We start from the raw sequence: 15,224 nt of genomic DNA on the forward strand, positions 1-15,224 counted from the left end.
AGAGACCGCGATGACATTCACCGATCTCTTTATCCGGCGGCCTGTGCTTGCATCGGTCGTCAGCCTGCTGATCCTCGTGCTCGGACTGCGCTCGCTCGCCGCCCTGAAAGTCAGCCAGTATCCGCAGACCGAAAACGCCGTGGTGACCATCAGCACCGCTTACTATGGGGCGAACGCCGACACCATCGCCGGGTTCATCACGCAGCCGCTCGAGGCGGCGATCGCCCAGGCGCAGGGCATCGACTATCTGTCCTCGACCAGCACCACCGGCGTCTCGACGATTACGGCGACGCTGCGCCTGAACTACGACTCGAACCGCGCGCTCACCGAGATCAACACGCAGATCCAGTCGGTGCGTAACCAGTTGCCGCCGCAGGCGCAACAACCGGTGTTGACCGTGCAGGTCGGGCAGACCACCGACGCGATGTACATGGGCTTTTACAGCAACGTGCTGCCGAGCAATAACGTCACGGATTACCTGCTGCGCGTCGTCAAGCCCAAGCTCGATTCGGTCGAAGGCGTGCAGACGGCTGAAATCCTCGGCGGGCGGCAGTTCGCGTTGCGCGCGTGGCTCGATTCGACGCGGCTCGCCGCGCATGGCGTGACGGCAGCCGACGTTTTCACGGCGCTCGGCAACAACAACTATCTCGCGACGCTCGGCACGACGAAGGGGCAGATGGTCAGCGTCGACCTGAACGCGGGCACGGATCTGCATACCGTCGACGACTTCAAGCAACTCGTCATCAAACAGAAGAACGGTGCGATCGTGCGCCTCGAAGACGTCGCGAACGTCGTGCTCGGCGCCGACAGCTACGACTTCAACGTCGCATTCAGCGGCAAGCGTTCGGTGTTCATCGGCATCAAGGTCGCGCCGGACGCCAACATCCTCGATGTGGCCAAGCGTGTGAAGGCCATCTTTCCCGGACTGCAGAAACAGTTTCCGACCGGCATGACGGGCGATATCGTTTATGACGCGACCGATTTCGTCAACACGGCGATTTACGAAGTCATCAAGACCCTGGTCGAGGCATTGCTGATCGTCACTGTGGTGATTTTCCTGTTCCTCGGCAGCTTGCGCGCGGTCGTCATCCCGCTGATCGCGATGCCGTTATCGCTGATCGGCACATTCTTCGTGATGCAACTGCTCGGCTATTCGATCAATCTGCTGACCCTGCTCGCGCTCGTGCTCGCGATCGGGCTCGTGGTGGACGACGCGATCATCGTCGTCGAGAACGTCGATCGTCACATGATGGAGGAAGGCAAGGCGCCGTTCGATGCCGCGCTGATCGCCGCGCGCGAACTCGGCGGACCGATCCTCGCGATGACGGTCGTGCTGATCGCCGTCTATGTGCCGATCGGTTTTCAAGGCGGCCTGACGGGTGCCCTCTTCACCGAATTCGCCTTCTCGCTCGCCGGCGCGGTGACGGTGTCCGGTGTGATCGCACTGACCCTGTCGCCGATGATGTGCTCGCGCTTCTTTCGCGCGGAGCAGGAGTCCGGGCGCTTCGCGCGCTTCGTCAACCGCCAGTTCGAACGCGTGCATCGTGGCTATGGCCGTCTGTTGCACGCAACGCTCGACACCTGGCCCGTGTTTATCGTGATGGGGGCACTGCTGCTCGCCGGCACGGTCTATCTGTTCATGACGTCGAAATCGGAGCTCGCGCCGCAGGAGGATCAGGGGATCGTCCTGTCGCAGATCCAGGGGCCGCCGAACGCGACCATCCAGCAGATGCAGACGTACGCGGACCAGGTATTCAACATCTCCAAAGCGTTGCCCGAATACTCGCAGATGTTCCAGCTCACCGGCGCGCCGACCCTCAACCAGGGGATCGGCGGTGTGCTGTTCAAGACATGGGACCAGCGCAGCAAGGGCGCAACCGCCTTGCAGCAGGAATTGCAGCAGAAATGGAATCAGATTGCCGGGGCGCGCGTCGCGGCGTTCCAGTTTCCGCCGCTGCCGGGCTCGCAGGGCTTGCCGGTGCAGTTCGTCATCAGCACGACCGAGCCATTCGAGAACCTCAATGAAGTATCGCAAGCCGTCCTGCAAAAAGCCCGTGCGAGCGGGATGTTTTTCTTCGTCGACAGCGATCTCAAGCTCGACAAGCCGGAAGCCACACTCGTTGTCGACCGCGACAAGGTCGCCTCGCTCGGGCTCTCGCAGAGCGACGTCGGGCAAGCGCTCGGTTCGGCGCTCGGGGGCGGCTACGTCAACTATTTCTCGATCGCCGGGCGCTCGTACAAGGTGATCCCGCAGGTCTTGCAGACCGACCGCCTGAATCCTTCGCAGGTGCTCGATTATTACCTGCGCACGCCGGACGGCAGTGTCATTCCGGCGTCGACGATTGCGCATATCGAACACAACGTCGTGCCGGAATCGATCAACCACTTCCAGCAGCTCAACTCGGCGACGATCTCAGGCGTGACCGTGCCGGGCGTGTCGCAAGGCGAAGTGCTCGATTTTCTGCGCAAGGCAACCGCGCAAGCCGCACCCGCGGGATATTCGGCGGACTATTCGGGGTTATCGCGGCAATTCGTGCAGGAGTCCGGTGGTTTCGTCATCACGCTGCTGTTCGCGACGATCATCGTGTTCCTCGCACTCGCGGCACAATTCGAAAGTTTCCGCGACCCGATCGTGATCCTGGTTTCAGTACCGATGGCGTTGTTCGGCGCGCTCATCTTTATCAACGTCGGCTTGACGACGCTGAACATCTACACGCAGGTCGGGCTCGTCACGCTAATGGGGCTCGTCAGCAAGCACGGCATCCTGATCGTGCAGTTCGCCAACGAACTGCAACACGCCGGCAAATCGAAACGCGAAGCCCTGGAAGAAGCGGCCGGCGTGCGGCTGCGCCCGATTCTGATGACGACGGCGGCGATGGTGCTGGGCGTCGTGCCGCTCGTAATCGCCTCGGGCGCGGGCGCGGCGGGCCGCAACGCAATGGGGCTCGTGATCTTCACGGGGCTTTCGATCGGCACCCTCTTCACGTTGTTCGTGGTGCCCGCGATGTATATGTTTCTCGCCGCCGATCACCATCAGCAGGCCGGCGCGCCGAAGGCGGGTTAGCGTGTGGCGTGCTCCTGCTGGGCGAGCCACTGCAAGATGCGTTGCCGGGCCGGATGCAGCGCGCCTGCGGTCTGCAGCCAGAGCACATAGACCCCTTTGGTCTTCAGAGGCGTGCCGAACGGGATCACCAGATCGCCGCGATTGATCGATTCCTGCGCCAGCGTCAGGTCCGTCATCGCGACGCCCAACCCGCGAGCGGCGGCATTCATCGCAAGCTCATCCAGATTGAACGTGATGTGCTTGTATTTTCGGGCAGCCGATCCGCCGTGGGCCTTCAACCACGTTGCCCACTCGTGCTGACCCGTTGAACCGTGAATGAGCGTGTACTGCGTCAACGCTTCCAGAGACGTTGGAAGGGGTTTGTCGTTCACGGACGACGGCGCGCACACCGGCACGAGGATTTCATCGAACAGCGTGATGAAGGCAGGGTCATCCGGCGGTTCGGGCAGATAAAGGATATAGGCGTCGCAGTGACCCGAAGGATCGACCAACTCGGTCGCGACCGTTTCGATCGACAGCGACAGATCGGGGTGCCGGGCATAGAAACCCGTCAGGCGCGGCAATAGCCAGCGAACCGCCAGAGACACGAAGATGCGGATGCGAAACGGCCTGTCTCGCGGCGATATCCGCTCATCGAGCATCTGGAGTTCTCTGAGTATCTTTCGCGCCACCTCCAGCACCGCTTCACCGTGCTCGGTCAACTGCATGCTGCGACTGTTCCGAACGAACAGGGGCACGCCGTAGTGACTTTCCAGTTGCTGGATCTTCCGGCTCACCGCGCTCTGGGTCAGGTGCAACTTTTCTGCCGCTTCGGTGAAATTGTCCGACTCAGCCACGAGCGACAGTGTCTGCAGGGCGCTGACAGACGGCGGACGATAGAGTTTATCCATGCGTTTTTAGAATACTCGAATGAATTAATAGCGCTGGATAACGTATCCAGCTCCCAATATATTGACACTCAAGTGAAGGCGGTGCCGGTCGAGCATGCTAATTATTCATACTTTAGACCGCCTTGGTTATCCGTAATACTGAGGGGACACGATTGTGGTCGAAAATATCTGCGGCTGGATCGCTCAAGCCGGCGTCTCGCCGTCCGGCGCGACCCTGAAGGGAACACAGAAAGCAGATTGGCTGGTGATCGGGGGAGGCTTCACGGGACTGTCGGCGGCGCATACGCTCGCTGAACTGCATCCGCAGTCGCGCATCATCGTGGTCGATCGTCAGCGCGCCGCCCAAGGTGCGTCGGCGCGAAACTCGGGCTTTGTGGTCGCCTATGAGCGGCCTGCGCCGAACGAGCTTAGCGGTCAGCAACTGAATGCCCATTACCGCGTCGCGAGCGCCATCGGCAAAGCCGCCAGTGACGAAGTTCGCCGGCGTGTGGCGAGTCTCGGCATCGAATGCGATCTGAGCGACGCCGGTTATTTCTTCGCGGCCCACGATCCGGCCAAACTCGCTGACGCGAAGCTCCAGGTGCAAACCCTGCGTGAAGCAGGTGCGAGCGCCGAACTGCTGGAGGGCGAGGCGCTGTCGCAACGGCTGGGCTCGCCGTTCTACCGGGCAGGGATCTGGTGCAGGAGTGGGAACGGGCTCTTGCAGCCGGCGAAGTATGCCAAGGGATTGCTGGACACGCTGCCCGCCAATGTTTCGCTCTACGAAAACACTGACATCACCGGTCTTGAGCGTTTGAGCCACGGCGGCATTCGCGCGCGGTCCATCAACGGCCACATCGAGGCGGACCGGGTGATTGCATGTGTCGGCGCATTTTTGCCCAGGATCGGGCTGACGGATAACACGGTATTCCCCCTTGAACTCAGCGCGTCGCTCAGCCGGCCGTTGACCGACGACGAGTATCTGCGCCTGGGGAGCGCCGCGCCCTGGGGCGTACTCTCGACTCGCCCTGCCGGCGCCACGTTGCGCCTGACCCCGGACAGACGGCTGCTGATCCGCAACACGGTGGAATATCGCCGGCGCGATCTGGCCGGCCATGCTCTCGCGGCACGCCGGGCCAGACACCTGCGCGGATTACAACGCCGGTTCCCCTGGATCACCGATGAGCATCTGCAATTTACCTGGACTGGCCACCTCAGCGCCACGCGATCAGGTGAGCCACGCTTCGGAAAACTGGCGGAAGGCATTTATTCCGCAGCCGGATGCAACGGCTCCGGCGTAGCGCGCGGCACGCTGTGGGGGCGGCTATTGGCCGAAATGGCATCGGGAGGCCAGTCAGCGTTGCTGACTTCTGTTCTCGGCAGCGCGAAACCTGGATGGCTTCCCCCTCGGCCATTCTTCGACATCGGCGCCTCGATACGTCTGCGATATGAAGCGCTTCAGGCAAGAACCGAGTCCTGAGTGCGAAATGTTTGATTCGCAAAACCACTGAGATTTTCGCAACGTCACCTCGCAAGGAAAAACATCATGCGCGCTTGCCATCCTGTCATTCGTCTGCGTCGCGCGGCCGCCGCCGGCGCCTGTATTGCGGCGACCCTCACGGCATGGACAACGCCCGCCGCCCGCGCCGCGGACGCCGAGCTGAACGTGTACAACTGGTCGGACTACATCGCGAAGGAAACGGTCCCGACTTTCGAGAAACAGACCGGCATTCACGTGCGCTATGACAACTACGACAGCAACGACACGCTACAGGCCAAGCTGCTGGCGGGCAGTTCAGGCTATGACATCGTGGTGCCGACATCGAACTACATGGCGAGGCAGATTCCCGCCGGCGTGTATCAGAAGCTCGACAAATCGCAACTGCCGAACCTGAAGAATCTCAACCCTGTACTCATGCAGATGGTTGCGGGCGCCGACCCGGGCAATCAGTACGGCGTGCCCTGGGCGTTCGCCGTCACCGGTATCGGCTACAACGTGCAGGCCGTGCAGAAAGCGCTCGGTGCGAACGCGCCGGTCGACAGTTGGGCGCTGGTGTTCGACCCCGCTAACGTTTCCAGGCTCAAGGGTTGCGGCGTCTCACTTCTCGATGAGTCGGTCGATGTATTTGCCGCGGCGCTACAGTACCTGCACAAAGACCCGAACAGCACCAACCCGGCCGATTATCAGGCCGCGTTCGAGATGCTGAAAAAGGTGCGGCCGTACATCACGGAGTTCAACTCGTCCGGCTATATCAACGACCTCGCGAACAACGACATCTGCGTGGCGATCGGTTTTGCCGGTGACGTCGGCATCGCGCGCCGGCGCAGCACCGAAGCCAAACGTTCGTATGACATCAGGTTCTCGAACGCAAAGGAAGGTGGCCTGGTGGCGTTCGACATGATGGCGATCCCGAAAGACGCACCGCACCCGCAAGCGGCGCTCAAGTGGATCAACTATATCGAGGACCCGAAGGTCAATGCGGCGATTACCAACGAGGTCTTCTATCCGACGGCGAATCAGGCGGCGCGCCAGTTCGTCATGCCGGCGGTGGCGCAGGACCCGACGGTGTACCCGCCCGACGACGTACTCAGGAAAATGACGCTGATGAAGCCGACATCGGTTGAAATCGTGCGCCTTGAGAATCGCTTGTGGTCGCAACTCAAAACGCTTCACTGATCTCGTGAGGTTTGCGGTGCGGGATTCGAACGCGTCCCGCACTTGCAAACGGATCATGAAACCCGGCTGGGAGACGGCCTCCGTAAGATCGCCACGCTAGATGAGTTCCGCGATACGAACGATGAGAAATGCCGCTGGCACAAGCACCGCTTGCGCGCATAGCGTTCCGAGCACGCGTGCCCCCACAAGCGTGGTAATCGCTCGCCGGAAGCTGTTTTCCGAAACCCGGCCTTCGATCACGTCGTCTGTCATGACTGAAACTTGCGGATCGATAACGACCGCCAGGACGATCGTCGCAAAACCGTTGATCACCGAGGACAGATTCGCACATGTCACTCGCAACTCCGGCTTCAGATATCCCGCATAAAGCGACGCAAAAACGCCAACCGTCCAGATGGCCATGGCGAACACGTTCAGCCCGATAACCTTCCAGGAAACGCCGGCGCCCGTTGTCAGTTGGGTGACGTTGTGGCGGGACGGGAGCCGCGCGCCATCCCGGATGTAGTTGACGCCGCCGCGGCTGAAGATATGGAGCAGCAGACGGGGAATCGAGCGATTGACCTGAAAATGCTCGACCGCCCGGCTGAAATAACGCTGGAACGTGGGAATCAGACAGGCTCCCACGATGCTCGCCACGGTGGCGGACAGCAGGAAAAAGCGAAAATCACCGAGCAAACCACTCTCTGTGTGATGGGCAATATCAAGCTCCACCCGCTTCGCTATGAAGGGCCCCTGAAAGGAATTCGCCGTCCGGGAGACTAAGGCAATGATCCCAAATAGAGAAAACGACACGGCTATCCGGCGTGTGCGAACACCGGCGATCCGCACGGCATACGCCAGTGTTGCGATCACATGAATGACGAACGTAAGCCCGCAGATGATCAAAAGCTGAATGTCCATGCTGTCGCGGCGAGTTGGGCGAGCCCATAGTCTACCGGGGCTCGTCTGCTTTGTTGTGCCGGCATGCGAACATCGGTACGCGTTACCTGCGCATCGGGCGCCAGCACGTACGGTCACGCAATGGCATGATATCGGCCTCACGTCCTCATTTCTCGAACCCTCCCGAACCTTCCCGAACATGTCCAACCTGATCGTCCACGGCGGCGTCCCGTTACGCGGGGAAATCACGCCATCCGCCAACAAGAACGCTGTTTTGCCGATCCTTTGCGCCACGCTGCTCACCGATCAACCGGTGCGTCTGATCGGCGTGCCGGAGATCACCGACGTCAAAAAAATTCTCGACATCTTCCGCGCGCTCGGCAGCGACGTGTCGGTGAATTTTTCAACCGGCATGCTCGACCTGCATCACCATGCGACCACCTTCGACCCGGCAACGCACAAGCTGCCCGAGGAGATGCGCTCGTCGATCATGCTGGTCCCGCCTCTGCTCGCGCGTTTCGGCGTGGCGCGGCTGGAGAGTGACGTGAAGGGCTGCACGCTCGGCGTGCGCGAGATCGACCCGCACGTCGAGGTATTCGAGCGGTTTGGCGCCCGCCTCGAGCGCACCGACGATTCGCTGATTGTGCGCAACGACCAGCGCATGGTCGCAAACGATCACTGGCTGGACTACGCGTCGGTTACGACAACCGAGAACTTTGCGCTGTGCGCGGCGGCCGCGCAAGGAACGTCGACGCTCGTCAACGCGGCATCGGAACCTCATGTGCAGGAGTTTTGCCGCTTTCTTGCCACGCTTGGCGTCGGCATTGAAGGTATCGGCACATCGCGGCTCAGCGTGACGGGCGGCCGACGCCTTGGCGGCGGCGAGTTCCGTTTCAGCGAGGATTTCCACGAGATCGCCACCTTTCTCGCGCTGGGCGCCATCACCGGTGGCGACATCGTGGTCAGGAATTCCGCGCCCGAGCAGTTCCCGTTGATCGACAGAACATTCGCGAAGTTCGGCGTCAATGTCGAGCATCGTAACGGCTGGTCGCGTGCCTCAAGCGACGGCCCGCTGCAGGTGCGTCGCCCGTTCACACAGAATATTCTCACCAAGGTCGAAGCGGCGCCGTGGCCGTATTTGCCGGTCGACCTGCTGCCGATCTTTGTCGCGCTCGGCGTGAAAGCCGAAGGCAGTGCGATGTTCTGGAACAAGGTCTATGACGGTGCAATGGGCTGGACCAGCGAACTGTCGAAGTTCGGCGCGCATGTGTTTCTGTCCGATCCGCACCGGCTGATTACCTTCGGCGGCCTGGCGCTGAGTCCGGCACGCGTAGAGAGTCCGTACATTATCCGCGTGGCGATTGCGTTACTGATGGTCGCGGCCAGCATCGAAGGACGCTCCGAGATCATGAATGCGCTGCCGATCCGGCGCGCGCATCCGCGTTTCGTCGAAAACCTGCGTTCGGTGGGCGCAAATGTCGAGTGGACCAGCAGCGAGTGAAGGTCGCGAAACAACGATTACCGGCAAGCCGCCTCAGTCCGTAACCGAGCGGCGTGTCACATACCTCGTTGGCTGATCGCGTGACGTGGCTGCCAGCAGCGTGATCGCGGCGAGCAGCATGAGTCCGCCGAGATACAGCGTGCCCAGAAACACAGAGCCCGTCACAGATGCGATCCAGCCGACAACGATCGGGCTTGCGAGACTGCCCAGACTTCCGAGGCTGGAAACGGTGGCATAGGCGAGCGCGCGCTCGTTCGGAAAGTACAGCGGAACGAGCGACCAGAAGCACGCCAGCGTGCCGAGCGTACCTGCCGTGGCGATCGTCACAAGCACCATCGCCAGAACCGGCGAATGCTGGACGGCGGGGAGCAGCAACCACCCGCCCGATGCCAACCCGAGACTGAGCGTTGCATGCCAGCGTCTTTCGCCCGTGTTGTCGGAATGGCGGCCGTTGCAATACAGCACCACCGCGCCAAGCGCGTACGGAACCACCGCGATCCAGCCGATTGTTGCGGGATTCTTTACACCGAAGCTGCGTATGATGGTCGGCAACCAGAATGAGAATCCGCCGATGCTACCGTTCATTGCAACGCAAAAAAACGCGAGCAGATAGAGCTTCGGATTACGTGCGATGCGCCAGCCCCCGCTTGCGTGTGACGGCGGCGGGTCGCGATACTCGTCACGCAATGACTTTTCCAGTTCAAGTTTTTCGTCGTCGGAGAGCCACGGCGCTCGCGCTGGGCCGTCTGCCAGCACGAACCAGGCGATGATTCCGAGCAGGACTGCCGGCGCGCCTTCGAGAATGAACATCCATTGCCAGCCATGGAGGCTGGCCACGTGTTCCATCGACTGCATGATCGTGCCTGAAATCGGCGAACCGATCACGCCTGAAAGCGGAATGGCAAGCATGAACAGGGCGATAAATCGTGCCCGCCTCGCCGCCGGAATCCAGCAACTCAGATAGAAAAGAATGCCCGGCATGAATCCGGCCTCAGCCGCGCCGAGCAGAAATCTCACGAGGTAGAAATGGCTCGGCGTCTTGACCGCGGCCATCGAAATGGACAGAAGCCCCCACAACACCATGATGCGCAGTATGGTGCGACGCGCACCCGTTCTCTGCAGCAGCAGGTTGCTCGGGATTTCAAACAGGATGTAGCCAACGTAAAAGAGACCTGCTCCCAAGCCGTAGATCGCACTGGAGAAATCGAGTTGCTCCTTCAACGCGAGTTGGGCAAAACCAATGTTCGTCCGGTCCACGAAGTTGACGATATAGCAGACGAAAAGAAACGGAATCAGGCGCCACGCAATTCTCCGATACATCGCGGCACGCTTGGCTGGATCCAGCATTCCGGCATTCCCCCGAATTCAACGTTGACGGTTAAACGATCAAACGATCAAGTAAATTACTATGATGTTAGTATATTTACAAAATTCGCGGCAAGCGGGTTAACACCAACACCATGGGCCGAACACCGTATCAGGGAAATCCGGCGGATAAGATCGTTGCTTCGGAAACCTGAACGCCGGCGAACTCAGGCAAATAAAGGCGTCAGAGCCAGCCAAAGGGTATACAGTGGGGAAGTCAGTCGCCAATGAGCGACCTCCTGCTTCGAGGCCCCGCTATGCAATCACCAGTCAAACGTGCTTCGACCGCAGTTAGCAGCGAGAGCGAATACGCCGTCGAACGCAAAACGCGCGCTCGTATCCTCGACACCGCGGACGCGCTGAGAGCAGAGAAAAGACGCGCCGATTACGCCACGATCGACTCCAACGCCAGTAAGTGGCGCTACTCGGGCGTGTCCGAGAAAAGCTGATCGCCGTGCTTCAATTTCCCAACCCCAGCCGTAGCTACGACGCCGCCCGGCATTGCGTGTGTTTCTGGGGCTACGACGATTCGCGCGAAATCACCTTCATGGTCGACGACGCCATGCTCAGAAATTTGCAGCCTGACGTTGGGTCCGACGAGCGGTCGGTGCTGGTCGCCTTCGACGAGCTTCGCGACAAGGTTCTCGAAATCGCGAAGAAGCAGTATGTCGGCGGTTCACAGAATCGATATTTGATTTCGTGAGCAACACGCCGGCCGACGCTTGCCCCTCGGCAAGCGCAGAGGCAATCGCCGGCGCGACTTCAAACCTGGGCGAGCCGCGTCAAGAAGGCGTCAACCTGGTGTTCCTGCGTGGCCCACGACGTTACCAGGCGAATCACGGAATGATCGTTATCCGACTTCCGCCAAACATAGAAAGCAAAGTGTTGCTTCAAAGCGGAAATGACTGAATCGGGCAAGACTGGAAATACCTGATTCGTCGCCGTTTCGGCTTCGAGAGCGTAACCGCCAGACACGATCCCAGCAGCAAGTTTTGCCGCCATGGCATTGGCGTGCTTCGCATTTTCGTGGAACAGATCCTTGGCGCCAAATAACGCCTGAAACTGGATACCCAACAGCCGCCCCTTGGCTAGCATGCCGCCGCGTTGCTTGACATGAAAAGCAAAGTCTTCCGTCAACGCAGGATTGCAAACAACAATGGCTTCACCCAGAAGCGCGCCTGCCTTGGTCCCACCGATCCAGAAAATGTCGACGAGGGAAGCAATATCGGCCAACGTCACGTCACTCCTGCTGGACGCCAATGCCGCGCCCAGGCGCGCGCCATCGAGAAATAGAATCAGGCCCCTCTGCTTTGCGAGCGCCGATATCTCCCGCAATTCCGCAAGCGAGTACACAGTGCCTATTTCGCTTGCATTCGACAGATAGATCAGTCGAGGCTTCGCCATGTGCGGGAAATGCGCATTGGCGGCAAGCGCGGCCTCGATACTGGCGGGCGTGAGCTTCCCGTCTACCGGGGGGACGACGATGAGCTTGTGGCCGGTTGCCTCAATAGCACCGGCCTCCCTGACTACGATATGCCCCGATTCCACGGCAATGACGGCTTCGTGAGGACGCAGGCAACTGGATATCGAAACGATGTTGGCCATGGTCCCGCTTGCGACGTAATGGATCGCTCCGTCGAACGTGTTCCCCAGGCGGGCCTTGATCAGAGTCGTGGCCTCCGCGGAGTACGAGTCTTCCCCATAGGCCGCCTGCTGGACGTAGTTGGATTCCGTCAGGGCGCCGAGAATGTCGGGATGTGCGCCTTCGCTGTAGTCGTCAAGAAAGCTGAAAGTAGTCATTCGGTGCTTCTGCCTTAGATGGAGGCCGCCCAGGACGGGCGCGAGGCCAAAAACCGAAGGCTACCGATCTGCTGGCAGAACGCCTTGTAAAAAATTGCCGCGCCGCCGTCAGAAGCGAGCAGGCGTAATACCGTAGGCGTCACGAAACGCCCGCGTGAAATGGCTTTGATCGAAGAAGCCGACGGCGTGCGCAATTTCAGTAATCGGCATGGTCCTGTTCGCGTTGATCAACGCCACCGCCTTCTCCAGCCTCATGCGCAGCAGCCAGGCATGCGGCGTCATGCCGATCGCACGTTTGAACAGTTTCAGGAACCGGAATCGGCCGAGGCCAACGAGGAAGGCCAGATCTTCCAGAACGATTTTGTCGGCAATATGCGCCTCGACGAACTCCCGAACCAGCCGCAGTTGCTGGGACGACAAAGCCCCGGCGATCGTTTGGGGGGATGGCTGCTTCAACCGGGCGAACAGTGACTCCAGCAGTTCCAGAACGTAGCTTTCGTTCCTGATCGGATCGTTCATCCCCTGCTGAAGAGTTGCGTGCATGTTGAGCAGTTGATCTGCGAGGCGGCTATCTTGCAGCACCACGGCGGCCTGAGAAGGGAAGTAGTGCCTGCCCGTGATTTCCTCGCCCAAACCATTCAGCAGCGCGGGCGACAGCCGAAACGTTCGAAGCGTGTATGACTCATCGGCACCGGCCACCCCGTCGTGAACCTCGCCAGCGGGCATGAGTTGAATCGCGCCACGCGTAAGCAACAGGGATTCCCCACGAAACGATTGACGTTGCACCCCGCTGGTAACGAGCGCGATGTGGCAGTCGAGATGGTAGTGCGGCTCAAAGCGAAACTCGGCAAACCGAGCCGTGCCAAGGATCAGACCCGGGATGTCGGTTGAGTGGCTGTATTGGACTTCTTCGGGCATAACTCACCTCCGGTTCGACGCCGGCACCTTGGAGACCAGACCCCGAAAGTTGCGCTGTAGTGCCTTCACTGCGGTGCCTTCACTGTAAGTGCCTTCATTATCCCAGCTTCGTTGCGATCCGCTCTGGCCGGCCGCAGCCAACGTCCAGTCCTCTGAAAACGTAAGCGGGGCGGATTCGAGCGGGTTTCGTTTTCCCATTCAATTTACTTTCAATTTCCTGTCATAAATTATCGGCAGACTGGCGGACTTTCGCGCTCGGCGCACCTCCTCTCTCCTCCTATCCGACCGATTCTTCGATGCCCCATACGCTTGCCAGATTTACCCTAGCTGCAACGCTGTCGTCGTTACTCGGCCTTGCCGCCTGCGGCGGCGGCGGGGTGTCGTCCCCTACCCCGGTCAGTTCGTCGGATGAGGCATCAAAACCGACTCCCACACCCACGCCGACTCCAGCGCCGACACCGACACCAACCCAGCCCGGCAAATGGCAGGCGGCATCGACAGGCGACATGCTCGACGTGACGCTCGGCGATCTGCATCCGACTCAAGCCGCACTCGGTTACGACCAGATCTACTACAAGCTCGGTCGCTACGAGCTCAAGCCGAACAAGAAGTTCGACGACTTCTGCGCGGACGAAGGTCTGGGCGGCGTGGCGGCGACCGGCTATTCGGCGACCTCGACGCTGATCGACTCGACCAGCTTCACCTGCACGACGACGGATCTGACCAGGCGCGACACGACCCTGCTCAACCCGGTCGTGATCGGTCCGAACGGCGACTCGCTGTACCTGACGGACGGCCATCACGGCCTGTCGACCTACTACGAGGTGCCGGACGGCGGCCCGAAACTGCACGTGCACGTGGTGGTGAAGGCCAACCTGAGCGCCTACTCCGGCGACACGTTCTGGGCGGAGATGCAAAACCGCGGCTACACGCGACTGAAGGACGGCAACGGCGCCGCGATCACGCCCGCGCAACTGCCGACGGGTCTGGGGCTGAAGCTTGGCATGCAGAACGACAAGTTCCGCTCGCTCGTCTATTTCACGCGTGACATCGGCTACAGCAAACCGACGCCGTCGACGGATTTTCTCGAGTTCTACTGGGCCGACTGGCTGCGCGCGTCGTTCCCGCTGTCGAGCTACGCACTGACGAATCTGGGCGCGACCGATCCGGATCCTGCGACCGTCGATACGGGCTACCTGAACGCGGTGTGGAATGCCTCGCAGCTGATGGTTACGTCGACCGACCCGGTGATCGACGGCAAGACCGGCGCGGATCTCGGCCGTCTCGCGCAGATCAATGCCGGCAAGAAGTATACGAAGGGCACCTTCGGCGATCTGCTGCTGCCCATGACCGCGTCGAGCCCCGGCAAGCTTGCCTACGCGCTCGACTATAAAACGCGCCATAGCATTCAGTAAGGACCTTTGTGCCGCCGGGCTCCGCATGCGCGGGGTCTCGCCCGTTTGCGCTACACCATGATGAATCCGTGCCGCATACCCAGCATCACCGCTTCGGTGCGGCTTGTTGCGCCCAGCTTGCCGAAAATCGAGGAGAGGTGGAATTTCACGGTGTTCTCGGAGATGGCGAGCTGGCGCGCGATCTCCTTGTTGCCAAGCCCTTCGGCGAGCATCGTCAGCACTTCGATCTCGCGCGCGGTCAGGGTTTCGACGTACACCGGGGACGCCATCGAACGAGGCGGTTTACGCTCGCTCAGCAGCCTCGCGAGGGTCTCCGGCGACAGCACGCAAAGACCCGCAGCGGCGGCTTCGATGGCGGCGACGATTTCGCCTGGCGTCGCGTCGCGCGGCAGGATCGCCATCACGTTGCCTGGCAACGCCTCGTCATTCCAGTCGCTATCCGCCTCGTCGGTCAACAGAACGAGCGCGGGCGGCGCCTGATCTGCGTCGAATCCGGCGCTGAGCGCGTCGCTCGCCTCCAGCTCCAGATCGATGACGATCACATCCGGCAACAAACCAGTCAAACTGCGAGCGAGCGTTTCACCATCGGCCGCACTGCCCACTAGCCCGAGTGCAGGCGTCGCGCCGACAAGCGCTTGCAGGCGCGCGCGCACCTGCGGCGCATCGGCGATAACCGCGACCCGGACCGGGCTCATCTGTGTCATCTGTCCACCCGACGCTTGACTGCCTAGCTTAA

Annotated in this window: 13 protein-coding genes; 7 read left to right on the plus strand and 6 right to left on the minus strand. The window is 60.7% G+C overall.

What is annotated here, in order from left to right; genetic code table 11:
* Nucleotides 1-10 precede the first annotated feature (10 nt).
* Nucleotides 11-3,064, plus strand: coding sequence for an efflux RND transporter permease subunit (locus PQR67_RS20625; RefSeq protein WP_408463178.1), 3,054 nt, complete (start codon nucleotides 11-13; stop codon nucleotides 3,062-3,064).
* Here the strand turns inward: PQR67_RS20625 and PQR67_RS20630 are convergent.
* A complete protein-coding gene (locus tag PQR67_RS20630; RefSeq protein ID WP_408463181.1) occupies nucleotides 3,061-3,954 on the minus strand; it encodes a LysR substrate-binding domain-containing protein in 894 nt (297 codons plus the stop codon). The two genes, PQR67_RS20625 and PQR67_RS20630, sit on opposite strands and share 4 nt — an antisense overlap.
* A 154-nt stretch (nucleotides 3,955-4,108) precedes the next feature.
* On the opposite strand from PQR67_RS20630, the gene PQR67_RS20635 reads away from it, so the two are divergent.
* Nucleotides 4,109-5,413 (plus strand): NAD(P)/FAD-dependent oxidoreductase, encoded by a 1,305-nt coding sequence (locus PQR67_RS20635; RefSeq protein WP_408463184.1) that lies wholly within the window; start codon nucleotides 4,109-4,111, stop codon nucleotides 5,411-5,413.
* Nucleotides 5,414-5,479: 66 nt separating this feature from the next.
* A complete protein-coding gene (locus PQR67_RS20640; protein ID WP_408463187.1) occupies nucleotides 5,480-6,610 on the plus strand; it encodes a polyamine ABC transporter substrate-binding protein in 1,131 nt (376 codons plus the stop codon).
* Nucleotides 6,611-6,706: 96 nt separating this feature from the next.
* On the opposite strand, the gene PQR67_RS20645 is transcribed toward PQR67_RS20640, so the two are convergent.
* Nucleotides 6,707-7,510 (minus strand): lipid II flippase Amj family protein, encoded by an 804-nt coding sequence (locus PQR67_RS20645; RefSeq protein WP_408463189.1) that lies wholly within the window; start codon nucleotides 7,508-7,510, stop codon nucleotides 6,707-6,709.
* 178 nt (nucleotides 7,511-7,688) lie between these two features.
* On the opposite strand from PQR67_RS20645, the gene PQR67_RS20650 reads away from it, so the two are divergent.
* The gene (locus PQR67_RS20650) at nucleotides 7,689-8,990 is read left to right on the plus strand and encodes a UDP-N-acetylglucosamine 1-carboxyvinyltransferase (protein WP_408463191.1); all 1,302 of its coding nucleotides are present in this window, start codon (nucleotides 7,689-7,691) and stop codon (nucleotides 8,988-8,990) included.
* A 33-nt stretch (nucleotides 8,991-9,023) separates the two neighbouring features.
* On the opposite strand, the gene PQR67_RS20655 is transcribed toward PQR67_RS20650, so the two are convergent.
* Entirely contained in the window at nucleotides 9,024-10,337 is a 1,314-nt protein-coding gene (locus tag PQR67_RS20655; protein WP_408463194.1) for an MFS transporter, read from the minus strand.
* Between the two features lie 275 nt (nucleotides 10,338-10,612).
* On the opposite strand from PQR67_RS20655, the gene PQR67_RS20660 reads away from it, so the two are divergent.
* Both PQR67_RS20660 and PQR67_RS20665 read left to right on the plus strand, forming a co-directional pair.
* Nucleotides 10,613-10,804: a hypothetical protein gene (locus PQR67_RS20660; protein ID WP_408463197.1), complete on the plus strand. Its 192-nt coding sequence runs from the start codon at nucleotides 10,613-10,615 to the stop codon at nucleotides 10,802-10,804.
* Between the two features lie 5 nt (nucleotides 10,805-10,809).
* Nucleotides 10,810-11,058, plus strand: coding sequence for a DUF1488 family protein (locus PQR67_RS20665; protein ID WP_408463199.1), 249 nt, complete (start codon nucleotides 10,810-10,812; stop codon nucleotides 11,056-11,058).
* Nucleotides 11,059-11,117: 59 nt separating this feature from the next.
* Here PQR67_RS20665 and PQR67_RS20670 read toward each other — a convergent pair whose 3' ends face one another.
* Both PQR67_RS20670 and PQR67_RS20675 read right to left on the minus strand, forming a co-directional pair.
* A complete protein-coding gene (locus tag PQR67_RS20670) occupies nucleotides 11,118-12,155 on the minus strand; it encodes a threonine aldolase family protein (RefSeq protein WP_408463202.1) in 1,038 nt (345 codons plus the stop codon).
* Nucleotides 12,156-12,263: 108 nt separating this feature from the next.
* On the minus strand, nucleotides 12,264-13,073 hold the full coding sequence (locus PQR67_RS20675) for an AraC family transcriptional regulator (protein WP_408463205.1): 810 nt from the start codon (nucleotides 13,071-13,073) through the stop codon (nucleotides 12,264-12,266).
* A gap of 296 nt (nucleotides 13,074-13,369) precedes the next feature.
* Between PQR67_RS20675 and PQR67_RS20680 the strand changes: the two genes are divergently transcribed.
* The gene (locus tag PQR67_RS20680; protein ID WP_408463208.1) at nucleotides 13,370-14,488 is read left to right on the plus strand and encodes a ParB/Srx family N-terminal domain-containing protein; all 1,119 of its coding nucleotides are present in this window, start codon (nucleotides 13,370-13,372) and stop codon (nucleotides 14,486-14,488) included.
* A 50-nt stretch (nucleotides 14,489-14,538) separates the two neighbouring features.
* On the opposite strand, the gene PQR67_RS20685 is transcribed toward PQR67_RS20680, so the two are convergent.
* Nucleotides 14,539-15,192 carry a response regulator transcription factor gene (locus PQR67_RS20685; protein ID WP_408463211.1) on the minus strand — a complete coding sequence of 218 codons (654 nt, stop codon included), beginning with the start codon at nucleotides 15,190-15,192 and terminating at the stop codon, nucleotides 14,539-14,541.
* Nucleotides 15,193-15,224 lie beyond the last annotated feature (32 nt).

This window comes from Paraburkholderia fungorum, from assembly GCF_046026025.1.
GTDB lineage: Bacteria > Pseudomonadota > Gammaproteobacteria > Burkholderiales > Burkholderiaceae > Paraburkholderia > Paraburkholderia fungorum_E.

What these genes read in the sequence shown, in the direction of transcription:
- PQR67_RS20625 (WP_408463178.1), top strand. Translation starts at nt 11, where the DNA reads ATGACATTCACCGATCTCTTTATCCGGCGGCCTGTGCTTGCATCGGTC.
- PQR67_RS20630 (WP_408463181.1), bottom strand. Translation starts at nt 3,954, where the DNA reads ATGGATAAACTCTATCGTCCGCCGTCTGTCAGCGCCCTGCAGACACTG.
- PQR67_RS20640 (WP_408463187.1), top strand. Translation starts at nt 5,480, where the DNA reads ATGCGCGCTTGCCATCCTGTCATTCGTCTGCGTCGCGCGGCCGCCGCC.
- PQR67_RS20645 (WP_408463189.1), bottom strand. Translation starts at nt 7,510, where the DNA reads ATGGACATTCAGCTTTTGATCATCTGCGGGCTTACGTTCGTCATTCAT.
- PQR67_RS20650 (WP_408463191.1), top strand. Translation starts at nt 7,689, where the DNA reads ATGTCCAACCTGATCGTCCACGGCGGCGTCCCGTTACGCGGGGAAATC.
- PQR67_RS20655 (WP_408463194.1), bottom strand. Translation starts at nt 10,337, where the DNA reads ATGCTGGATCCAGCCAAGCGTGCCGCGATGTATCGGAGAATTGCGTGG.
- PQR67_RS20660 (WP_408463197.1), top strand. Translation starts at nt 10,613, where the DNA reads ATGCAATCACCAGTCAAACGTGCTTCGACCGCAGTTAGCAGCGAGAGC.
- PQR67_RS20670 (WP_408463202.1), bottom strand. Translation starts at nt 12,155, where the DNA reads ATGACTACTTTCAGCTTTCTTGACGACTACAGCGAAGGCGCACATCCC.
- PQR67_RS20675 (WP_408463205.1), bottom strand. Translation starts at nt 13,073, where the DNA reads ATGCCCGAAGAAGTCCAATACAGCCACTCAACCGACATCCCGGGTCTG.
- PQR67_RS20680 (WP_408463208.1), top strand. Translation starts at nt 13,370, where the DNA reads ATGCCCCATACGCTTGCCAGATTTACCCTAGCTGCAACGCTGTCGTCG.
- PQR67_RS20685 (WP_408463211.1), bottom strand. Translation starts at nt 15,192, where the DNA reads ATGACACAGATGAGCCCGGTCCGGGTCGCGGTTATCGCCGATGCGCCG.